The organism is Nitrospiraceae bacterium (genome assembly GCA_035623075.1).
In the GTDB taxonomy this organism is placed as follows: domain Bacteria; phylum Nitrospirota; class Nitrospiria; order Nitrospirales; family Nitrospiraceae; genus DASPUC01.
Genome location: DASPUC010000043.1, coordinates 64088 through 85959 on the forward strand (window position 1 = coordinate 64088; position 21872 = coordinate 85959).

A 21872-nucleotide genomic window follows, 5' to 3' on the forward strand; every position below is an offset into this window, starting at 1 on the left:
ACGGGTTTGGCTCATCTTTGTAGACCATCCTCCTGTAAAGGGTTTTTCATAAGCGTGGCCGTCCCACGAACTCTCGCACAGGCCTGTCCAAACTTCAAAAGGCATGGACTTTGCTTGATAAATTCGTCACTTCATCGTGTCGTAGCCTTCACCATTGGAGAGTCTCATGGACCAGAACCAAACCATAGATCGGAAGTCCGAGCCCTCACTCAGCCTTGAAACCATCATCGCACTCGGACTCTTCGGATGGCTGACGATCAGTATGATCCTGATGGGCTTCGGTATCTGGTAATTGGTCCAGCTAACGACCGTGCAGATCCTACACAAACCCGCCTACGTCGCGTTCGGAATGAGAAGGAGAAACCCCATGCGGATCCATTCACTATTACGACAGCTGACCCAGGATGTTATTTTCGGTTTCATCGGACTGGCAGCAATGAGTCTGATCGCGGCAGGATGTGCAAACGGCTCGAAGATCGCGCAGAGTTCAAAAGGGAGCGTGTATCTCGAAGAAGTCCCCGATTGGTCCTTTGAAGCTTCCCATCCCGCGGTGATTGATCAGGTCACCATGGCGAAAGCCCTTCGCGGACTTTACACTGACAGCTTTCAAGGCGGCTCCTCACAAATGTCCGCTGGCGGCGGCAAGCCGATGAGAATATTCAGCGATGAAGATGTTGACTTTTTGAGTCCCCTGCTCACGCACGCTTTATCCAGGGCGAAACCCGAGCAACTCGTGAGTTTCCGCACATCTTCATCGGCAGGGTCAGGTTCTGAACCCGCCGCGGGCACCATCTATCTCCAAAAAGGAGCTCTGCATGTGACGCTCGCCCAGGGACGACCCGTTAAAGGATTCATGCCTGAGAGCGTCGCTCGTATCGAGCAAGCCCCGGCGTATGCGGCAGCTGGCGGCAAAGGGTACATGGCTGCGGTGATTGATTATCAAGCGCTTGCCATCGCCCCTGCTGTTGCGCCGCTGCCTGTCGCGCAAGCTGCACCCAAGACCGTTCCAGCTTCCGTTCAGGCCGCCACACCACAGACCAAGCCTCAGCCAGTCGCAAGCCTCGACGTGGAAGAGAGCAAGGACAGCTCTTCCGTGACCCAGGAACAATACGAACTCAAGAAGACCAAAGACGCCCTCGCCAAGAAGGACACTGAGATCAAGATGCTGCGCAGAGAGGCGGAATGGATGAAGCGGGAACTGCGTGAGCGTGACCTGGAGATCAAGGCAATAAAGGCAAGCAAAGTCTCGGCGAAGCCGGCGACGAAGAAGAAAACGGCTGAGGCAACCCAGACACGCTAGGTGATCTCAACCAACATTCACTACTTCCGGCTGAAGTAGGACAACTTCGCGGGACAGCGGCTGTCGAAAATTCATTCGGCAAAAACACGCATACGTCACGTACGTATCCTGCAGACAATAGCGAGCTAACTCAGCCCCCTGTCCCTTCTCCCACATCTCGGCCACCAGTTCTCCGCTTCCAGATTTGGTCTCGACATTCAAGGCCCTCGCCAGGACATCCAATTTCACCCATCCCCGGGTATCCCAATTACTCCAGACGGCCATTGTGTCGTACACCGGCTCCGTACGAAACTTTGCCAAGCTGATGTCCAAGCTGGGCCTGACTTGATGGATCATAGATCGTTTCTTAATGAACGGCAGGTCAAAGCCCAGCCCGTTATGGGTAATGAAAAGGGTAGGACGATCCTGCGCGAGTCGGCTCCAGAATTGCCGCAAGAGTTCTCGTTCATTCGCCCCATACCAAGCCACCGCCCCCCGCGGTTCCATTTGATCAGAGAACTCAAGTAGTCCGATACAGACCACTCGGCTATAGGTACCATCGAAGGCGGATTTTGCGTAGAGTTCGTCTTCAGCACGCTTTAAGGCATCCACCTCCCCGGCGGTAAAGAGGTCAAATCCTGGTTCGACGGATTCGCTGCTGCTGCGTACCGACCCTACGCCGGACAGTCGGGCCCATTCCTCTCGCGGGGCTTGAATCGTTTCTATATCGAGCACGACCTTCATTGCTGTAACTGGCGCGCCTGTTCCTGTAGAGAGTCAATCACCGGCCGATCAGCCGGGGGAAACTCAAAGTTTTCGAGTTGATCGGGATAGACCCAGCGGATTTCAGCACAGTCAACAGGAGTCGGTTGCCCGCTTTCGATCGTGCAACGGAAAAAATGGAGTTCCACAGTCTTCTCGGGATATTCATGCCGGATAATATGAAACGGGCTCACAAGGTCGATCCGGACATGCAGTTCTTCCCACAATTCACGCCGGAGACACTCCTCCAATGTTTCTCCCGCTTCACGTTTGCCACCAGGAAATTCCCAGAGTCCTTCCAAATGGACGCCCGACTTGCGCCGCGCGATCAAGTACCGACCGTCGCGGTTGATCAGACCCGCAGCGACTTCGATCGTTCGCATAGCCGCCATTCAGCTCTCCCGACTGGTGTCACAGGGATAGGATTTACAGAATGTTTTCATGGGGCAAAGCTGGCAGTAGGGATTTCTCGCGGTGCAACACATGGCCCCAAAGTCCATCATCGCTTGGTTAAAGTCATATCCCTTCCCCCGCGGAATCAACGACTCGGATAATTCCCACAGCACGGTTTTCTGTGATTTGGGGGTTCCCTTTCCTACAAAAACGCGATGCAACACGCGCATGACGTTTGTGTCGAGAATCGGTGCGTCTTCATTGAAGGCGAACGATCGAATGGCACCTGCCGTATAGCGGCCTATCCCCTTGAACGACAGCAATTCTTCTTGACCGTTCGGAAGTTTCCCTCCATACCGAGCAACCGTTTCGCGGGCGATGCCATGCAACCGCTCCGGACGGATGTTATAGCCCAACGGATACCAAGTTTGTTTTACATCCCCGACCGGTGCCTCCGCCAAGTCTTCAATACTGGGGTAGCGGTCAAGGAACTCATGGTACTTCGGAATCACCCGGTCCACTTGAGTTTGCTGGAGCATCACTTCGGACACCAGGATGTGGTAAGGATTTGACGTTTTTCGCCAGGGCAGGTCCCGTCCATGTTCCTTGTACCATTTGAGGAGCTTCTGCTGAAATCGCCGCTTGAGCGAGGCATCGAGTCGGGAGAGCTGTGATGGCTTCCTATTCTTCCGAAGTGAGGACGTCCGAGGTTGTGTCTTGCGAGGCATCCCGAATCACCGCGTCAACCGGCATTGTAGGGGGGCCCTCCGTGAAAAGCAACGATGCCAGGCGGTTAAGAATCGTCTTTTTCTAGCCAGCAATCGTGAGCTTTGCGACAATTCTTCTCACAGCTACTGGCTGTCCTTTGGTCCCGAACAGCAGGAGTCGATCAGAAAAATGGTTGTTCGTAAATTTCCTCGGTTTCCCGTGTCTTTTTCCGGCACGCTCGTGCAGCGGGATGCCTTCAAGCACAAGGGCTCGCTTCGGGATCTCTCCCTACGCGGTTGCCGCGTTGAAACGATGATTCAACCCTTTACTGGCATGCAAGTGGAACTCCATCTTCACATTCCTGGCGAGCCTGCCCCAATCACTATTACGAATGCGACGGTGCGATGGTCCGGCTCTCACGGTGTCGGCATGGAGTTTTTGAACGTCGCCCCGCCCCAACAAGAACGTCTCACCCGCGTGATTCAGCAACTCGCCAAGAAGGCTTAATCACTAAGGTTCGTTCCTGGCGGTGGATTGATAGATCCGGTAGAGCACAGCACCTGCCAGGACGGCGATGATCAGTCCCGCAACTAGGCGGGCTCCCAGACTAATCGGACCAAAGAACAGCTCATAGAGACGAGGAATCGCAATCGACGCCACGACAGCCAGCGCCAGTGCAACAATGTGGACCCGCAAGTAGATCGGCTCGCCCGGTTTTCGTGTCACGTTGTCCTCAGCTCACCAGTCCGCCCCAAGTCGATCCAGAACTACCTGCTGGACTACTGCATAGGGTCCGAGAGTCGCGAGATACACAGCCGTTTCCGCAATATCCCACGGGCTGATCTTTTCACTCCGAATGATATCTTCGGCCGATGCGTCCACGAGTTCATCAGCAACCCCGGCTGGACAGATCGCACTGACTTTGATGTTGCACTGACGCCCTTCGTCACCCAACGACTTCGTCAAAGCCATCACGGCATGTTTGGAGGCGCTATAGGTTCCGGTTCCAGCCCAAGCCTGCACTCCCGCAACGCTCGACATATTGATGATGACTCCCCCTCCTTGCTTTTTCATCTGCTTGAATCCGGCTCTGCAACAGAAGAATGTGCCCCGCAAGTTGACATTCATCACCTCGTCGAATGCCGCTGTGGTCGTCTCCGCCAAGCGTCTCCCGCCAAAGATCCCGGCATTGTTCACCAAAATGTCAAGCCGGCCGTATCGTCGCACTGCGTCTTGGATGAGCGCGTCGACCTGGCGCTCGTCAGTGACGTCCGTTTGAACGGCCACACCCTCTCCTCCCGCCTGACGAATCTTAGCCACGGTCTGCTCACACAATTCGACGCGCCTGGCTGCAACGATAACCTTGGCCCCTTCACCGGCATATCGTAAGGCAATCGCTTTGCCGATCCCACTACTACTTCCCGTAACAATCGCAGTCTCTCCGACCAATCGCTTCATGAAGAGCCCTCCTGATTCTAGGCCAGTTGCAATTCAGCTTCCCCAATTCGTATTCTCGTTGTGTCATGGATATCTCACATCTTACCCTTGAACAGCTACAGAACCTTGTGCGCGGCTTTGTCGATGATCGACTCCGTGAGCTACTGGGCGACCCCGATCTAGGACTCCAGCTTGGAGAAGACCTACGTGCGCGACTGAAAGAATCGCTCTCCAGTACAGAGCGCTTGTCCGGCGAAGAACTTGCCGACCAGCTCGGACTCCGGTGGTAACCCATCATGGCATGGTACCGCATCGCGTATCGCCCGACCGTGCTCAAAGACCTCGCTCACGTCGATTCCGGCATGGCCCAACGACTTGTAGACAAGACGAAGTGGCTGGCCTCCAACGCCGAGAATCTCCGCCACGAATCGGTCACGACAGAATTGCCTGGGTTATGTAAATACGCCGTCGCCGACTGGCGAATTTTCTATTCGCTCGATCGGGCCGAACACCTGGTCGAGATTCACGGCATCGTTCAAGAAAAGGATTTGCGAAGATGATCGTCGTCACGGTCGCCGCCATCACCCGTCTGAAAGCGATTCAGCTCGATCACCTGGAAGATCCGGTCATCCGCATCTCCGTCCGTGATTTGGACCAGACCCGCTTGAACTTCAGCATTTCCATGGAAGCCGCCGCTCAACCTGAGGATGCCGTTCAAGAAATCGACGGGCTCACGATCGCCATCGAACAATACAGTGCCTCCCGGATGGATGGAGTAACCCTCGACTACACCACCACCGACGGCTTTCGCTTCCTCCACGACGAGCAAGGGCGCAGCCTCCCGCTCCTAACCATTCCCTCGCTCAATTGATGATTCGACGAATCCGGCTAGACAAGGCGGTCCGGCAGACTTGCCACGTGCACGCGAAACGTGCCGTGGACCGCATCCTCGACATAACGGCGCAGGGCATCCTTTACGACGGAAAAGGCGATTTGATCCCAGGGAATGGTGTCGCGGCTGAATAAGCGCACATCCAGACTTTCCTCTCCTGCACGAAATTCTGGAGCAACCATGCGACCTCGAAAGATCATGTACACCTGACCAACATGCGGCAAGCTGAGCACGGCATACAGCGATGTCACCTCGACCTGAGCGTGCGCCTCTTCTTCAGTTTCACGCCTGGCAGCCTGTTCGGTGCTCTCACCGATCTCCATAAAGCCGGCCGGGAACGTCCAGAGGCCGGACTTCGGTTCGATCGCGCGACGACACAGCAGAATCTGATCTTCCCACTCCGGAATACAGCCGGCAACGATCTTGGGATTGTGATAGTGAATCGTCTGACAGGACTCGCACACGAAGCGGAGCAAATTATCTCCGGGCGGAATTTTCTTCGATACCGGTTTGCCGCAAACGCTGCAAAAGTTCATCCGTCAACCATGAGCCTGCAGGACGTGCTCTAGATGGATAGCACAAACCATTGGTTCTTTACACCTTGTCCACGAGGACTTGAGGTCGTGCTGGAAGAGGAACTTCACAGTTTTGGCATCTCGGCCACGAAAAGCACCGAGGGTGGCGTTGCATTCCAAGCTCCCTGGCCCTCCCTGTATCGGGTCAACCTCGAAAGCCGTATCGCCAGTCGCGTACTCTGGCGTGTCGGCCACGCTTCATATCGTTCGGAAGACGACATCTATCGTGAGGCCTATGCCCTTCCCTGGCCCGATTGGTTCCTGCCATCCCACACCATCAAGGTCAAGATCAGTGCACGGCATTGTCCGCTCACCAGCCTAGATTTTGTGACCTTGCGGGCCAAAGACGCCATCTGCGACAAATTCCTTTCGGTTCGACATCGTCGACCGAGCGTCGATACGCATCGCCCCGATATCCGTATCGATGCGTTCCTGGACGCGACGACTGTGACGTTCTACCTTGACACATCGGGTGACCCATTGTTCAAGCGGGGCCATCGGATCAGCACCGGTCAAGCTCCCTTGCGCGAAAATCTGGCTGCCGGTCTGCTGCGATTAGCCGGCTGGACTCCGCGCGGCGTTCTGCTCGACCCAATGTGCGGAAGCGGAACGATTCCCCTTGAAGCGGCACTCATCGCGCGACAGATTGCCCCGGGACAAGCTCGTTCTTTCGCGTTTGAGCGATTCCTGATCCATGATGCTCAATACTGGGGGCACCTGCGAGAAGCGAGTCGCGCTCAGCAACTGGCTGAAGTTCCCACCCCTATCTATGCGTCCGACCGTGATCCTGCCGCCATCAAGCTCGCACAATGGACGTTCCAAGGTGCCGGGGTAACCATTGATATTCGCCTCCGCCAGAGTGACATCCTGGACCTCACAGCACCGGCCAACGAGGGCATCATGATGATCAATCCTCCCTATGGCGTGCGGCTGAGTTACGCGGATGAGTTCGATCTATTCTATCCTAAGGTTGGCAACTGGTTGAAACAGCGGTTTGCGGGCTGGAAGGCCTACATCTTCACGGGCGACAGTCGCGTCCCGAAGCTAATCGGGTTGTCCCCCTCAAGACGAATCCCGCTCTTTAACGGACCATTGGAATGTCGTCTCTATGAGTTTCGGATCGTCGAAGGATCGATGCGAAAGGCCAACCGGATCACCCGTGGTAATGGATAATCCCGCACGGTATGCTGTACGCACTTCTATGAGCGGACGCTTCCGGCGTTTCCTGAGCCTTCTCCTGCTGTTGTTATTTCCAGGCTGTAGTGCGGGTCAATCCTTTTTTGAACTGGCCGGGCCGCCGCCCGCTCCCTCTGGCCACATGCGGGAATCCGTCGTCGATCGTATCGCACCGCCCGTTCGCAACGACGTCGCGCGGCTGGTCGGCGCTCGTCAGGCCGCAGTGTTGGCCGCCCGTGAGACGATCGACGACAACCCCACGCGCTTTAAACGGCGTCTGGCGATCGCCGCGCTCAAGCATCCATGGGAAGGCCTTACAGACCTCGAACGACAGGGATTGCTGATCGCCGAGATAGCCGAAGGGGGTCCGGTCAACCTCCCGGCCCTGCTCGACATTCTCGAAGCGGGAATGGATCGAACCTCCTCCTTTCACAAGGCGGTCCCCTTACCTTCAACCACGACACAGGCTGAACTGATGACCTTCATGGTCGACAGTTTAGAAGCAGCATCCACCCTGCGTGACAAGGCACTGGCAAACCTGACGGAAGAAGAGCGACATTTTCTCTTTACGCATGCCGCAGCATTAGTCGAGCGATTTACACCGCAGATTTCGAATCTAACGGACCAGGCGACTTCCTTGATCAAAGCCAACCTCCGCTTTGCTGAACTACTGGACGAACAGGTCGACTACGCTGCTCTGATCGGGGCCGCCCAGGTGCTTGCCCGCTTTGCCAACGAACGGTGGCTCCATCAGGTCACGACCGCGTTCTCCAAACCGTTGCCTGCAACCCAGGTTCCCCCGGGGGTGACCGGCGATGTGCTGCTGGCCGAGAAGACCTCTTACGGCATGATCGTCGTCGGCGGGTCCGGAGCGAATACGTATGAGCTCGACGGGCGCTTCGGCCTCGTGATTGATCTTGGAGGAAACGATCACTACCGAGGAACAATTGCCGCTTCTGCGAGTGAAGACCAGGGTAATTCCGTGGTCATCGATCTTAGTGGGAACGACACCTACGACGGAGTCCCGCTCGGATTGGCCACTGGGCGACTCGGTGTCGGCCTTTTGATTGATCATGCGGGCGACGACGTCTATCAACTCGACCGTGGGTCCGGCGGCGCGGGATTCGGCGGACTCGGGATTCTGTTCGACGGCAAAGGCAACGATGCATATATGGGGAACCGGTTGACGCAGGGTGCTGCGATCGGAGGTTTGGGTCTGTTACTCGATAACTCCGGCAACGATCGCTACACGAGCTACGGATTCGCTGTTGGATTCGGTGGCCCGTTGGGTATCGGCGCCGTCGTCGACGTGGCCGGTGACGATCACTATCAGTGCGGTGACAAGTATCCCAGCTCCTACAATGCACAGGACGCCCCCACTGTAAAAGCCGGTGATCCGTTGTTTCAGTACGATTGCTTCGGACTCGGCACAGGATCAGGCCAACGCATTCTCACCAAGCGCCTCGAATGGCAAGCCCACAATTTGGCCGGTGGGTGGGGAGTCTTGCTCGACATCGACGGGCACGATCACTACCAGAGCGCAAATTTTTCACAAGGGCATGGATATTTCTTCGGCACGGGTGTGAAACTGGATTTGGACGGTGACGACGACCATCAGGCGGCTCGGTATGGTCATGGAGCCTCGGCTCATTTTGGCGCAGCCCTCTTCATCGACCGACAAGGAGAGGATCGCTACGGATCGTCAGGTCCGCTCTACAATGCCGGAGTGGCTTGGGATTATAGTACGGGACTCATGGTGGACGGAGGTAAAGGCCGCGACACCTATCTCTTCGACCGTTCGACCGGGCTAGGCATGGCTGACCTTACCTCATGGAGTGTCTTCATCGAAGAAGGCGGCAACGACCAGTATCGAGTCTCCCGAGGGATGGGCATAGCAGACACGACGAGCCTCAGTGCGTTCTTTGACCTTGGTGGAACGGACGACTACCCTGACACACCGACCGCGAATTCTTTTGGCACATTAAAGCGCACCAACAATACCATCCAACAGGATGTCTCCGGCGGCTTATTCGTTGATAAATAGCCCGAGATTTCAACCTCATAGAAACTTACCCTCCTGTATCACATCAACCAGATTCAGTTGCCTCCAGCCAATGTTTTCAACCTGATCCATCAGCGAGATCCATCCCTTACCTTGACTAACCTCAAGTAATGGCTACTTAGAAGCTCACACCCTCAGTATTGCCCCTAAGGAGGCCAAAATGAGTGAGTCAATGATCGTCTCGAATCTGCCGGTACTTCCCATCAAACGCACGGTTCTGTTTCCGGGCGTCATGATGCCGTTGACCGTCGGTCGAGATCGGTCCATCGCCGCAGTCGAGGCGGCCATGAAGACAGAAGACAAAACACTCCTGGTTATCGCCCAGCGTGCGCCGGATGTTGAAGGACCGGAGTTGAAAGATCTCTATTCAATCGGGACTAAAGCCGTCATCAAACAGCTCGCCCGGGTCTCTGAGGGACAGATCCACGTCATGGTTCAGGGACTCGAACGAGTCGTCCTTCTCAGGCTCGATCAAACAGACCCCTATTTGGTTGCTCGTGTCCGCCAGTCCACCGAACCGACGGATACAGGCACGGAAGTCGACGCCCTGCATCGGGCCATCCAAGACATCGTGGCCGACCTGCCCAAGCTTATTCGCGCTCCAGGCATGGAAGAAGCGGTTGTCGCCTTGGGGGCGGAACAGGACCCGGTCGCCTTGGCCTACCGGATCGCGTCATTGCTCAATCTCACTGTCCAGGAGGAACAAAAACTCTTGGAGGCCACCACACGCGTCGATCTCCTGCGCACTTTATATGCGGCGATGTCTCGCGAGATCCAGATCCTTCAATTGAGAGAGAAGATCACGACCGAAGCGCAAGCCAAGATCAGCAAGTCGCAACGCGAGTATATTCTTCGCGAACAGCTCAAGGCGATTCAGCAGGAACTGGGCGAGTCGGATGGTGACGAAGGTGAGACAGGTCGTCTGAAGAAACAAATCGAAGAGGCAGACCTGCCGGACCACGTTCGGAAGGAGGCTGAACGTGAAGTGACTCGTTTGGCGAAAATTCCTCCTACGTCACCGGACCATCAGGTCATTCGAAGCTATCTTGAATTGGTCCTTGAGTTGCCTTGGAAGAAGGCGTCGGAAGACAGCCTGGACCTCGCCCGCGTCCGCCAGGTGCTGGATGAAGACCACTATGGGATCAAGGAAGTTAAAGAGCGGATCGTCGAGCACCTGGCCGTCTTGAAATTAAACCCCGGTGCCAAGGCGCCGATCCTGTGTCTCGTCGGTCCTCCGGGAGTCGGCAAGACCAGTCTGGGTCAGTCCATTGCGCGAGCGATGGGCCGGAAGTTTGAGCGATTCAGCCTGGGCGGCGTGCATGATGAAGCAGAATTGCGCGGGCACAGACGGACCTATGTCGGAGCTCTCCCCGGTCGGATCATTCAAGCGGTTCGCCGGGCCGGCGTGAACAATCCGGTCTTGATGCTAGACGAAGTGGATAAGATGGGCCGCGACTTCCGAGGCGATCCTGCTGCAGCGCTGTTGGAAATTCTGGATCCGGCGCAGAATCACACGTTCCGCGATCACTATCTGGATCTGCCGTTCGATCTGTCTAAGGTATTCTTTATCACCACGGCAAACACACTGGATACGATCAGCCAGCCGCTGTTGGACCGAATGGAAATCATTCAGTTGGGCGGATACAGTGAACGGGAAAAGGCCGAGATTGCCGTACGCTATCTCTGGCCGCGCCGTCTCACGGAGGCGGGCTTGCAGCCGAGCGAAGTCATTCTTCCCGCAGCAGTACTTGATCGGATCATCAGCAGGTACACGCGGGAAGCAGGTGTGCGCCAGCTCGAGCGAATGCTCGGACGGTTAACCCGCAAGGTCGCGTTGCAGTTCGCCGATATAACGGACGGACGGGAGCGGGCGCCTGTCACCATTGCGATGGATCAGCTCACGGAATGGCTCGGCACGGAACGGTTTATACCGGAGGAAGCGAGGAAAGAACTCCCTCCCGGAGTTGCGACCGGTCTCGCTTGGACACCGACCGGTGGCGACGTTCTGTACATCGAGACCAGTTTATTGCCGGGCAGTCATGAGCTGTCGTTGACCGGACAGCTCGGCGACGTCATGCAGGAATCGGCTCGCGCGGCCCGTAGTTATCTCTGGGCCCATGCAGAGGAAATGGGACTCGATATCTCCCGCTTCAAGCGAAACGGGGTTCACATTCACGTGCCATCCGGAGCCATACCCAAAGACGGCCCTTCCGCCGGGATCACCATGGCCACGGCGCTCGCGTCGGCCTATGTCAGGAAACCGATCCGGAAAGACACGGCTATGACCGGTGAGGTGAGCCTCAGTGGATTGGTCCTGCCGGTCGGCGGAATCAAAGAGAAAGTTCTCGCCGCACATCGAGCGGGAATCAAACGGATCATTCTGCCGAAGGCCAACGAGAAGGATCTCAAAGAAATTCCTGAGGAGGTCCGTCGCGACATCGAGTTCATCCTGGTCGAGACCGTCCACGAGGTGCTGCGAGCAGCCTTCACCACCGTGGAGCACCAGGAGGAACCTTGTCAGGTTTCCGCCTGACAACCGACGAAGGAGAATGAGAGGCATCGTCTCACCGGATCGAGACAGTTGGCGGACCGCAAGAAACCGGAAAGAGAGGAAACTCCCGATGGGTAAGCAACCGGAGATCGGCGCGATCGTGAAAGTCATCAAGACCGACGACGAGTGGAGGAAACTCCTGTCACCGGAGACCTATCGCGTCCTGCGACACGAGGAAACCGAGCGGCCGTTCGTCAACCCCATGCACGAGAACCATCAGGCCGGCATTTACAATTGTGCCGGGTGCGACTTACCGCTCTTCTCTTCGGAACACAAGTTCGATAGCGGGACGGGCTGGCCTAGCTTCTGGCAACCGATCGATCCTAAGGTCATCGGCACCACAACCGACTTCAAACTGATTTTTCCACGGACGGAAGTCCACTGCGCCCGCTGCGATGGCCATCAAGGCCATGTCTTCAAGGACGGTCCTAAACCGACTGGACTGCGATACTGCATCAACGGCGTGGCATTGAAGTTTGTGCCGGCGTAGCGACTTAGCGCATTGAGTTCTTAGTGTGTTCGCTCGAGCGATTTTCTCGGTCGCCCTCACGGCAGAATCGCCATGATTCTGACTGGTCCGCCCGTGCCTCCCTTGATCTTGATTGGCAACGAAACAAGCGTCGCGCCTTTGGGCGGGAGCTGCTCCAGATTCGCGATGTTCTCGAGACCATACTTGTCAGCACCATTGACGATCTGGTGTACGATGAAATCCTGCGAGGAACCGTAATCGATACTCGGCGTGTCGATGCCGATGCCATCCACGTTGCGCTTCGTCACGAGAAACTCAGCCACCTCTTTCGAGAAACCGGGAAAGTGCAACGTCTTCGGGTCAGACGGCGTGTCAGTTCCAAGATACCGATGCTTGTCCGGCCAGCGTCTCCCCCACCCTGTAAGCATCAAGATGACCGCTCCGGAAGGAATGGGGCCATGGCATGACTCCCAGGTCTTTATATCCTGGACCGTCAATCGATAATCCCGATCCTGTTCAACTGCCGAGCGAACGTCGATCACTACCGCTGGAGCCACTAAATTCTGAAGTGGGATGGCATCGACCGACCGCTTCCCCTCGCCAAAATGGATTGGCGCATCGATGTGGGTTCCGCCATGTTCCGACATAGAGAAATCCCCGGAGGCATACCAGTAGCCGGCCATCGTCTTCCCCCACGCTGTCTTGTTCCAGCTGAAAGGCTTGTTCGTCGGCCAGAAGACAGTCTGCTCATCCAGCGGGTAAGTGAGGTCGAGGAGCTTCTTCTCATCGATCTCTGCCAAAACCGATGTTGCCATACCCAGCACCACGAAGGTGATCATGGTCATTTTCAAAGACATCGCTCCCTCCCTCATCCTCAAGTGACTAAGAGCAACTGCCCCCGCCCGGCGGCTCCTCTTCGAAGTGACTATTTTGAGATAGGTTCTAAGGCTCCTCCTGGCCTTCGTTCGACAAACTATGGTATGTGAGCCTATGGGTCTCCCGATGGTTCTACTGCTGATTCCCCCGCTGACGCAACTCAACACCCCCTACCCCTCAACCGCGTATCTCACCGGCTTTCTCAGATCTCGTGGTATCCCATGCGAGCAGGCCGACCTGGGGATTGAAATGGTCCTCCGATTGTTCAATCGAGCCGGACTGACTGCCCTGTTCGAGGAGATACGGCGAAGCGGGAAGGATCTCCCTGGGGAAGCCCAACAAATGCTCACAGTCGAACGGGCTTACTTGGATACCATCGAGCCGGTCATCGAATTTCTGCAGGGACGCAATCCCTCGCTGGCGACCCTCCTTGCCCGACCGGGATTTCTTCCCCAAGGTCCCCGCTTCGTCGGTCGCGTTGGCACAAGGTTGTCATCACGAGGCCGAGCAGAACATGATCGTGCTACACAGTTCGCCACGTTCTTCCTCGAAGACCTTGCCGATCTGGTTCAGGCGACCGTGTCATCTCACTTCGCCTTGAGCCGCTATGCGGAACATATCGCCCGTGCTGCGTCGTCGTTCGACACCATTATTCAGGCATTGGCTCCCAAACCGACGCTGACGGATCAATTCATGCTGGATGCCTTGTGGTACCATCTCGACCGTCTGAATCCTTCTCTCGTCGGCTTGACGGTGCCGTTTCCCGGCAATCTCTACGGTGCCTTTCGCATCGCCCAGTCGATCAAGACGAACCGGCCGGATATTCAGATCGCCCTGGGAGGCGGCTACGCGAATACGGAACTGAGACGTCTCTCAGACCCGCGTGTGTTCGACTATGTGGATTACGTGACGCTCGACGACGGAGAACGACCGCTGCTGTCTTTAATCGAACATCTGTCAGGAACCAGGCCTCGCGCACAACTCTCTCGTACGTTCTATCGAGACAAGGAGCGAGTCGTCTTCGCCACCGAGTGCACGGACCGGGACTTCACCATGGATGAAATTGGATGCCCGACCTACAGCGGCCTCGCGCTCGATCGTTACCTGACGATTCTGGACAGCACGAATCCGATGCACCGGCTGTGGTCGGAAGGCCATTGGAACAAACTGACTGTGGCGCATGGCTGCTACTGGAAGCAATGCACGTTCTGCGATGTGGGGCTGGATTACATCGGCCGGTTCGAAATGACGCCGACCGATCGACTGCTTCATCAGATTGAGCAACTGCTCGCCGAGACCGGCCGCCGCGGGTTCCATTTTGTTGACGAAGCTGCACCACCGGCCGCCTTGAAAGCGCTCGCCCTTGGTTTGTTGGAAAGAGGCATCACGATTTCGTGGTGGGGGAATATCCGATTCGAGGAAGCGTTCTCTCCGGACTTATGCCGACTGTTAGCTGCCTCCGGCTGCATCGCAGTGACCGCAGGACTCGAAGCAGCGTCCGATCGTCTGCTGGAGCAGATCAAAAAAGGCATCACCGTGGATCAGACTGCCCTCGTAGCGGCGGCCTTCAGAGAGGCCGGCATCCTGATCCATGCCTATCTGATGTACGGGTGTCCCTCTGAAACGATTCAAGAAACGGTGGATTCGCTGGAGCGAGTTCGCCAACTGTTTGCTGAGGACCTGATCCAATCCGCCTTCTGGCACCGGTTCACTGCGACGGCCCACAGTCCGATCGGACTCGCGCCGGCCGAACACGGCCTCCGCATCCTCGGTCCCACGTGTAAAGGGTTCGCCGAGAATGATTTGCTCCACGAAGATCGTGTCGGGAAGAATCCGCAATGGCTCGGCGAGGGCTTGCGTCGTTCAATGTTGAATTACCTGGAAGGACGCGGTCTGAACCTCGACGTCAGGCGATGGTTCGACCATTCCGTCCCACGACCACGGGTTTCTGGCGCCTGGGTGAAACGACTCCTGCGAGACAGGACAAGGAAAGATGACCCGCATGTCGAGCGGCGGGTGGTCTGGCTTGGAGGAACACCGGTGGTGACGGCACGTGCAAAACACGCTCGCGTGATCCTACCGGGACGTACGAGCGATTCCGCTGTGTCCATGTCCAAACCGCACGCTGTGTGGCTCGCGGACCTGATTCAACAGTCCACGCCGAAGAACAAACCTTCGCATCCTTACCCGTTGCTTCGTGAAGCGCAATCTGCCTTTCCAGGAAATCCCAAAGAGTTCGCCACCTACTTAGACAGCCCATCGTGGAAGAAAGTTCGCGCGGCCGGTCTGTTGCTCGTGTAAAGGGCGTGAACAACTCTCAAGAGCGAGACCTCTCGACAAACACAAAGGGCGGGAGCAGCCAACAGCTGCTCCCGCCCCTATTATGGATACAGCACTCGCTACTTATTCGGCTGCGGCGTATAGCGGAGGTACGGCTTGACCGCTTTGAACCCTTTCGGAAACAGTGTCTTCGCTTCTGCATCGGTCACCGCCGGAGTGATGATACAGTCCTGCCCATCCTTCCAATTTACCGGAGTGGCCACCTTGTACTTGGCAGTGAGCTGTAGCGAGTCGACGACGCGCAATAATTCGTCGAAATTCCTGCCACATGAAGCGGGATAGGTCAGCATGAGCTTGATTTTTTTATCTGGTCCGATCACGAAGACGGACCTGACCGTCATGTTATCCAGCGCATTAGGGTGGATCATGTCATACAACATCGCCACCTTTTTGTCCGGGTCGGCAATCAACGGGTAGCTGACCGTACAATGTTGCGTTTCGTTGATATCTTTCGTCCATCCGCGATGGGAATCCAGCGGATCGACACTGATGGCCAGGACTTTGACCCCGCGCTTGGCAAAATCATCCTTGATCTTCGCCATATAACCCAGCTCGGTCGTGCAGACCGGGGTGAAGTCCTTCGGATGTGAGAAGAGAATCCCCCATCCGTTACCCAACCACTCATGAAAGTTGATCGTCCCTTCAGTTGTCTCTGCCGTAAAATTCGGGGCTTCGTCTCCCAATCGTAGTGCCATGATGACCTCCTTGTTTACGAACCTGTCTGGCCAACAGATGAATGGAACTACGATACTGTCTCCCCCAGACCAAGTTCAAGTGGAAACCTATCCCTATGACCCAGCCGTGATATTCACTCGGCTCCGGACCTTTTCATGACCTGATGCGGTCAAGTCACTCTCCGTGAGGAACACGCGTTCTTCTGGCAACTTACCCTCCCCCGCTAATCGGTCGCGCATCTGTTTCGCCCGCTCATCCGCCAAGCTGCGGAGACTTGCGTCCTCCACAGGGATGGACGCAGCCAGCTGCCGTCTCATCTCTTCAATGGTCGGCGGTTTCGGAGCCATGTCCGGCTTCGAGGGGGGCGTCGTGCCACCCTGCTGACCCTGTTGTTGATTGAATCGTTCTTTGATCAACCGTTCTTCTTCCGCAACCGGCAGGTTTGTATCCTTTGGCGAAGCCCTTTCCTGTTGCCATGAGGCCAAAAGCTGCGCTTTGAGTTTCTGCAAACGGAGCGCCTGGCGATCAGACACCGGGTCAGTTGTTCCAGTAATTTCCAGCCGCAACCCCGGTCGTTCTCGAAGCGCCGTGATCAATGCCTCAGCCTTCTTCAACTCCGCTGCCCCCGGCACCGCCGATCCTGGCTCGAATTCGAAGTATTGCAGTTCTTCAGCACTTCCTCCGCCCGGAACCAGCTTGCCTACCAGGGCAAAGGGAGAGGCGACCATCTTGGTGAGGAGATTACCCAGAGTCGAGAGCAGGACTCTGCCGTACTTGAAATCCGGATCATTGAGGTCCCCACGAATCGGCAGATCGATCTCAATCCGCCCGTTCCGGTCCTGGAGGAGAGCCACGGCGAAGGGAACGGGAAGCGACGTCGCATCCGGACTGTTGGTTTTCTCGCCGAACGTCAGTTGATCGACGACGACTTTATTTTCTGCTTCGAGCACTTTCTGGGACACCTTGTATTTCAGGTCAAAGAACAGCTTTCCCTTCGATAGCTCATAGCCGACGTACTTTCCGCTATACGGTCCGGCCGTCGTCAGATCCAAATTTTCAAGCGTGATGGCCAAATCGGTGAAGGCGTCCTCGCTCAGCGGATTGATAGTCCCAGCAATCTTGAGGGGCGCGACCCGATCGACTCTGCCGGCCAGATCAACGTCGGCCCGAGCGATCTGCTTGGAAGACAATCCCTTGATCGTTCCCGTGAAGTCTGAAATGCCCGTGCTCACTGGAGGCTGAACTGTCTCATCACGGAACGTGGCCGCGGCCTTCAATAATTTGACCGCCCCTATTGTCACGGAAACGGGAGCACTCTTAGATTTCTGATCTGGTGGAGGCTTCTGATCGGTCGGCGCAGGTGCCGGCTCAGAGGACCTCAGTTTTGCAAAGTTCGACCCCCCATCCGACAGGATGACAAGATGCACGACCGGTTCCTGGAGGCCAACTTCTTGAATCGAAAGGGCAGTCGGCTCGACGGTCAGACGGATGGTGTTCAGGGAGAATCGTTTCATCGAGGCTACTTCATCATCCTGATCCCGTCCTGCGATGGACAGATCCGTCAAGTTGGCATTCCCCTGATAGGACAGGAACGGACCACGGGGATGGTGAACCGCGAGGTGCAGCTGACCATCCACGTTCACGGCACCGGACAACACATCAATTCTGGCCGATTTCTCGAAGTACGGTTGAAACGGCCTGATCGCGATCTCTTTTAAGCCCAAGGTCAAGTCAGCCTGAAAAGGGTTTGGTGAAACCGATCCGGTTACGCGGATCTGGCCCGTGTCATTGATCTGCATCGCGACGGACAGAGGAAGCGGATCCTTCAGGGGAATATGGACGTCATGCGTATCCGCTGTAAGAGAAGCAATTCGGATGTGTGCGGGGGTTTGAAGCGATCGATCTTCGAAATCGACGGCATGATCCTCGAGGCCGATCTGTTTGAGAAAGACCGACCATGGCTTCTCTTCTTTCTGCGGGGATGCGGCGCTGGCGACTGGAGCGGCGGCCTGTGAGGGGACCGGCGCGAACAACTGCTGATAATTGACCTTTCCATCCGGATTCAGCCACGCCGTCCAGGAAGCCTGTTCGACCGCAACGTTCGCCACTGTGATGTCCCGCTTTGCCAAATCGAGCTCCACACCCTCGACCTTCACCGTCGGAATCACAATCACGGGATCGAGCCCACCCTCTTCGGTGATCTTCAAATTTTCTACCTGCGTGCTTGCCTGTGTAATCTGTACGAGCAGCGGATCGGCACCGGTATCGAGGTTATACGCGGCATCGGCTGTCAACATGCCGTCGGCAATGGTGAACCGAAAACGGTCCTGCATGTACTTCCAGAGGCTGGGCAGTTTCACCCCCGACAAGACAAACTTTCCGGATGATCGAACCGGCTCAAGGGAAATGGTTCCTTCCCATGCGAGGGTCTCACCTTTGCCCAGTTCCGCAGTAAAGGCGTACGAATTTTCACCGCCCGGCTTTGTATAAAAGTTTTTGAGCGCGATGTGGATCGGGACGATATCGAGTGCAAAAGGCTTTGGCTTTGAGTCATCTCTGTACTCGACCACACCTTGCGTGATCTCGAACTCCCGTATCTCGATGGCAGGGATTGGAGATGGTGCCTTCTCCTCCTGCGGTGGAGTAGCCGCTTGGGGCTCATTGTGAGGCGGTGCCAGAGCAAGAAGGTTCAACTGCCCTGCTTTCGACACTCTGGCCGAGACAAAGGGGAGCACAAGCCGAATCGAGTCGAAGACATAGGCCCGACGAATGAGAGAGATCGCCTGGAGATTGATGAAAAACTCCTCGAACCCGATCACCGGAGTTTGATCTACTTCGCGGATATCGAATCCGGTCACCCGAAGGGACAGTGTAAAGGGATTCACTTCAACATCCGCGACCGAAACGGGACGGTGAAGTTGCTCGGCCAGAATGGGAATGACTTGGGTCTTGATAATATACGGAAGGAGAAAAAACCCGACGAGCGTGTACACCACCAATAAAACAGCGGCAAGAATCGCGAGACGAGGCGAACGGATCAACCAGTGCATGAATGGCTAACCAATTGGTGCGCCCGGCTGGAATCGAACCAGCGACCCTCAGCTTAGAAGGCTGATGCTCTATCCAACTGAGCTACGGGCGCAGCCTTATATTTCAACTACTTACTTTCCGAGTACTCTGCTGTAGATTCGCTTAGTGTTCCCGGAGTGTTCTCGTGGAGATATTTGTGAACCTTTAGAGCGGCTTGCGTCAAGTCTCGCTCTTCAATGGCGTTATACCGCTTCCACATTTTCTCTGATTTATGCCCCACGATCTTCATGGCCGTCGCCGTGTCCATCCCTGCCCGTCGCAGGTTGGTTGACGCACAGTGCCGCAAGTCATGGAATCGAAAATCCATGATACCAGCATTTTTCAACGCAGTCTTAAATGAACGACTAATCCGCTTCAGTGGTTGCCCTTTATAGGTGAACACATATTTGGTAGCGAGACTCCGCACCTTGGCGAGCCTCTGCAAGGTGAGCCTCACGTCAGGAGTCATAGGTACCTGTCTGGCGGTCTTGGTCTTTGTATCCAGTGTTCGTAGAGCAATGAATCCTCGTTTCACGTCCACACGGTCCCACGTGAGGCCAACGATTTCACTGAACCGCTGCCCCAACTGGTATGTAGTCAGCAAGACTGGCCTTATGTGTGGCTTAGCTTTCTGATACAACTTTGACCACTCCTCGTCACTCAATACCCTATCTCGTTCATTGTTCGCGTTGGGCATCGGGACCCTGGAAGCCGGATTACTCTGGAGTAGTCCTCTTCGGATTGCAACGTTGAGACAGTGCTTCAGTGCAACATGGTCGTGGTTGATTGTTTGAATGCTGGCTGGTTTCCCATTCGCCTTCTTCCGCTGTGCTCTGAACGCTTCGATGTCCTGTGGCCTGACCTCACTCAACAGTTTGCCACCAAAGAACGGAACAAGGTGAGTCTCAACACTATGGGACCGACCTACGAAGGACCGGAGTGTTTTGACTTCTTCGAGTTCTAGGTAGATCTTTGCCCAATCTTTGAAGAGGACAGGTTTTGCCTGTTCACTCTTCTCCTGTCCGAGTAGAAGACGAGTCCTGATGACTGATTCCATCTCTCTGGCAATGGTCTTGTTGAGACAGCCGACTTTCCACCGTTTCTTTCTTGCCCCTGGTACTCCGCCTGCCAATACCAAAGACTTCCCGTCCTCACTGTCAATCACGCGGAACTCGACATAGTAGCTGTCAGGTCGTTTGGTCAGTCCCAACTTTCTTCCCTCCTGCTCTCTGCGCCGCTCGGATCCATGCTTTGAGCGCCTTCCTGAAGCTCCTGCGTCTCTCGCCGCGCCTTGACCGTATGTTGGTCAATCCACCTGTCGAGGTGTTCCTGCTTGAATCTCACGAGACGCCCAACCTTGACGAAACCTACCTTCCGTGCAGATACCCAGCCGTAGAGAGTCAATTTGGAAATGCCTAGATACTCCGATGCCTCAGCCATTGTCAAAAGTTTGCTCATGATTCTCCAAAAAATATTCCATCACTATATTCAATACATGTAGCGAGAACCGGGGAAGTCTTACGACCCCCCTACCGCCCAGATGAGCCCGCGTACACGCCGGCATGGTTTGAAGCCTGAGCCCCCAGCGGTGGTGGGCCATCGCTGAGGAGCAGCCGTCACGCCATTCCGGTTCCCTCCCTGCGGGCCTCCGCCCGTTCAGGCCTGCCCGCTGCGAAAGCGCCTCTGCCCGCATCTTCCTCCTCTGTGCCCCACCCCTGTCGTTCGTGCGGGGTGGGGCAACATTTATAAGGAGGAAATCAGATGGAAGAAAACCAGAGACGGCGGGCCGTCACGCACAAACGTCCGTTACCGTATCGTGTGCCTCGCTTTCGGATCGCGCTCGTGTGCGAGACATCGGGCTCCGCATCCTCTGCACCGATCCAGACATCCACTGTGGCCGCGGCTCTGCTTCGGCCCTGTTTTGAGGGCCTCGATCGCGAACAGTTTCTCGTCTGCGGCTTGGACGCTAAGCATCACATTATCGGCATCAACATCGTCTCGATCGGCTCCTTGACCTTGACGATCGTACATCCCCGCGAGGTTTTTAAACCCTTAATCCTCATGAACGCGGCCGCGTTCATCTGCGCCCACAACCATCCGTCGTGTGATCCTACGCCCAGCTCCGAGGATCGGGTGTTGACCCAACGATTACGGCAGGGCGCCGAACTGCTGGGGATCACGCTCCTCGATCACCTCGTCCTTGGCGGGGACCGCTACTACAGTTTTGCCGACCAGGGCTGGCCAGTTCTCAGCTCCTAAGAAGCCGCAACACCCAGATAACGGCCGACGCCATAAGGGCGATTCCGATCACGGCCGTCCCCCAGGCCACGATATCCGCCGCCATCATCGATCCCAACTGATTGATCTGCGTTGCCAAGTTCTTTTCTTCTCCTCACATCCGAGAGAACTGACGCAACCGGCCGGCCTGCGCCAGTCTCCCGCTCCGACCGTCTTAGCGCACCAGCGCTGACCTGCCCCCTGTAGTTGTACCACTTGCAATGTGACTCACGCGCACCGTGGCGCGATGGCTTCCGGTGCCGGCGGACGATAGCCCAGGGCGCTGTGGGGCCGAATCCGGTTGTAGGTCTGCCGCCAGCACTCCACGAGC

Annotated in this window: 24 protein-coding genes and 1 tRNA gene; 12 read left to right on the forward strand and 13 right to left on the reverse strand. The window is 56.1% G+C overall.

Annotated elements, in window-relative coordinates; all coding sequences use genetic code 11:
• The first annotated feature begins 166 nt into the window (after positions 1-166).
• A complete protein-coding gene (locus VEI50_13605) occupies positions 167-292 on the forward strand; it encodes a hypothetical protein (GenBank protein HXX76160.1) in 126 nt (41 codons plus the stop codon).
• Between the two features lie 75 nt (positions 293-367).
• Positions 368-1300 carry a hypothetical protein gene (locus tag VEI50_13610; protein HXX76161.1) on the forward strand — a complete coding sequence of 311 codons (933 nt, stop codon included), beginning with the start codon at positions 368-370 and terminating at the stop codon, positions 1298-1300.
• Between the two features lie 6 nt (positions 1301-1306).
• On the opposite strand, the gene VEI50_13615 is transcribed toward VEI50_13610, so the two are convergent.
• From VEI50_13615 to VEI50_13625, 3 genes are read right to left on the reverse strand one after another with little or no spacing between them, the layout of a single operon-like run.
• Positions 1307-2023 (reverse strand): 3'-5' exonuclease, encoded by a 717-nt coding sequence (locus VEI50_13615; GenBank protein HXX76162.1) that lies wholly within the window; start codon positions 2021-2023, stop codon positions 1307-1309.
• The gene (gene mutT, locus VEI50_13620) at positions 2020-2433 is read right to left on the reverse strand and encodes an 8-oxo-dGTP diphosphatase MutT (GenBank protein ID HXX76163.1); all 414 of its coding nucleotides are present in this window, start codon (positions 2431-2433) and stop codon (positions 2020-2022) included. Before mutT ends, VEI50_13615 begins: the two co-directional genes overlap by 4 nt.
• Positions 2434-3162, reverse strand: coding sequence for an A/G-specific adenine glycosylase (locus tag VEI50_13625; protein HXX76164.1), 729 nt, complete (start codon positions 3160-3162; stop codon positions 2434-2436). It abuts the gene before it with no gap.
• 169 nt (positions 3163-3331) lie between these two features.
• Here VEI50_13625 and VEI50_13630 point away from each other — a divergent pair, with 169 nt between their 5' ends.
• Entirely contained in the window at positions 3332-3649 is a 318-nt protein-coding gene (locus tag VEI50_13630; GenBank protein ID HXX76165.1) for a PilZ domain-containing protein, read from the forward strand.
• A gap of 3 nt (positions 3650-3652) precedes the next feature.
• Here VEI50_13630 and VEI50_13635 read toward each other — a convergent pair whose 3' ends face one another.
• Positions 3653-3868 carry a hypothetical protein gene (locus VEI50_13635; GenBank protein HXX76166.1) on the reverse strand — a complete coding sequence of 72 codons (216 nt, stop codon included), beginning with the start codon at positions 3866-3868 and terminating at the stop codon, positions 3653-3655.
• A 12-nt stretch (positions 3869-3880) separates the two neighbouring features.
• Positions 3881-4600, reverse strand: a complete 720-nt coding sequence (locus tag VEI50_13640) for an SDR family oxidoreductase (GenBank protein ID HXX76167.1) — start codon at positions 4598-4600, stop codon at positions 3881-3883.
• A 65-nt stretch (positions 4601-4665) separates the two neighbouring features.
• Between VEI50_13640 and VEI50_13645 the strand changes: the two genes are divergently transcribed.
• Genes VEI50_13645 through VEI50_13655 form a run of 3 tightly spaced genes read left to right on the forward strand, consistent with a single transcriptional unit; the run spans position 4666 to position 5450 of the window.
• Positions 4666-4869: a hypothetical protein gene (locus VEI50_13645; GenBank protein HXX76168.1), complete on the forward strand. Its 204-nt coding sequence runs from the start codon at positions 4666-4668 to the stop codon at positions 4867-4869.
• Positions 4870-4875: 6 nt separating this feature from the next.
• Complete coding sequence (locus VEI50_13650; protein ID HXX76169.1) at positions 4876-5139, forward strand: type II toxin-antitoxin system RelE/ParE family toxin; 264 nt, start codon at positions 4876-4878, stop codon at positions 5137-5139.
• Positions 5136-5450, forward strand: coding sequence for an iron-sulfur cluster biosynthesis family protein (locus tag VEI50_13655; GenBank protein ID HXX76170.1), 315 nt, complete (start codon positions 5136-5138; stop codon positions 5448-5450). Before VEI50_13650 ends, VEI50_13655 begins: the two co-directional genes overlap by 4 nt.
• Before the next feature lie 17 nt (positions 5451-5467).
• Here the strand turns inward: VEI50_13655 and VEI50_13660 are convergent, their stop codons facing one another.
• The gene (locus VEI50_13660; GenBank protein HXX76171.1) at positions 5468-6007 is read right to left on the reverse strand and encodes an NUDIX hydrolase; all 540 of its coding nucleotides are present in this window, start codon (positions 6005-6007) and stop codon (positions 5468-5470) included.
• Between the two features lie 33 nt (positions 6008-6040).
• Between VEI50_13660 and VEI50_13665 the strand changes: the two genes are divergently transcribed.
• The 4 genes from VEI50_13665 (at position 6041) to msrB (ending at position 12325) form a co-directional block, all read left to right on the forward strand.
• Positions 6041-7219, forward strand: coding sequence for a THUMP domain-containing protein (locus VEI50_13665; GenBank protein HXX76172.1), 1179 nt, complete (start codon positions 6041-6043; stop codon positions 7217-7219).
• Positions 7220-7247: 28 nt separating this feature from the next.
• The gene (locus VEI50_13670; GenBank protein ID HXX76173.1) at positions 7248-9266 is read left to right on the forward strand and encodes a hypothetical protein; all 2019 of its coding nucleotides are present in this window, start codon (positions 7248-7250) and stop codon (positions 9264-9266) included.
• A 178-nt stretch (positions 9267-9444) separates the two neighbouring features.
• Positions 9445-11817 (forward strand): endopeptidase La, encoded by a 2373-nt coding sequence (gene lon / locus VEI50_13675; GenBank protein HXX76174.1) that lies wholly within the window; start codon positions 9445-9447, stop codon positions 11815-11817.
• Between the two features lie 88 nt (positions 11818-11905).
• Positions 11906-12325, forward strand: coding sequence for a peptide-methionine (R)-S-oxide reductase MsrB (gene msrB / locus VEI50_13680; protein ID HXX76175.1), 420 nt, complete (start codon positions 11906-11908; stop codon positions 12323-12325).
• 56 nt (positions 12326-12381) lie between these two features.
• Here the strand turns inward: msrB and VEI50_13685 are convergent, their stop codons facing one another.
• Positions 12382-13161 (reverse strand): cyclase family protein, encoded by a 780-nt coding sequence (locus tag VEI50_13685; GenBank protein HXX76176.1) that lies wholly within the window; start codon positions 13159-13161, stop codon positions 12382-12384.
• Positions 13162-13294: 133 nt separating this feature from the next.
• Between VEI50_13685 and VEI50_13690 the strand changes: the two genes are divergently transcribed.
• On the forward strand, positions 13295-15481 hold the full coding sequence (locus tag VEI50_13690; GenBank protein HXX76177.1) for a radical SAM protein: 2187 nt from the start codon (positions 13295-13297) through the stop codon (positions 15479-15481).
• 98 nt (positions 15482-15579) lie between these two features.
• Here VEI50_13690 and VEI50_13695 read toward each other — a convergent pair whose 3' ends face one another.
• From VEI50_13695 to VEI50_13710, 4 genes are all read right to left on the reverse strand, one after another.
• A complete protein-coding gene (locus VEI50_13695; GenBank protein HXX76178.1) occupies positions 15580-16215 on the reverse strand; it encodes a peroxiredoxin in 636 nt (211 codons plus the stop codon).
• A 93-nt stretch (positions 16216-16308) separates the two neighbouring features.
• A complete protein-coding gene (locus tag VEI50_13700) occupies positions 16309-19245 on the reverse strand; it encodes a DUF748 domain-containing protein (protein ID HXX76179.1) in 2937 nt (978 codons plus the stop codon).
• A 15-nt stretch (positions 19246-19260) separates the two neighbouring features.
• Positions 19261-19337, reverse strand: a tRNA-Arg gene (locus VEI50_13705).
• Positions 19338-19352: 15 nt separating this feature from the next.
• Complete coding sequence (locus VEI50_13710) at positions 19353-20474, reverse strand: tyrosine-type recombinase/integrase (GenBank protein HXX76180.1); 1122 nt, start codon at positions 20472-20474, stop codon at positions 19353-19355.
• A gap of 551 nt (positions 20475-21025) precedes the next feature.
• Here VEI50_13710 and VEI50_13715 point away from each other — a divergent pair.
• Positions 21026-21523 carry a JAB domain-containing protein gene (locus VEI50_13715; protein ID HXX76181.1) on the forward strand — a complete coding sequence of 166 codons (498 nt, stop codon included), beginning with the start codon at positions 21026-21028 and terminating at the stop codon, positions 21521-21523.
• On the opposite strand, the gene VEI50_13720 is transcribed toward VEI50_13715, so the two are convergent.
• Positions 21513-21641 (reverse strand): hypothetical protein, encoded by a 129-nt coding sequence (locus tag VEI50_13720; protein HXX76182.1) that lies wholly within the window; start codon positions 21639-21641, stop codon positions 21513-21515. The two genes, VEI50_13715 and VEI50_13720, sit on opposite strands and share 11 nt — an antisense overlap.
• 128 nt (positions 21642-21769) lie before the next feature.
• A partial coding sequence (locus tag VEI50_13725; protein ID HXX76183.1) for an integrase core domain-containing protein occupies positions 21770-21872 on the reverse strand: 103 nt, incomplete at its 5' end.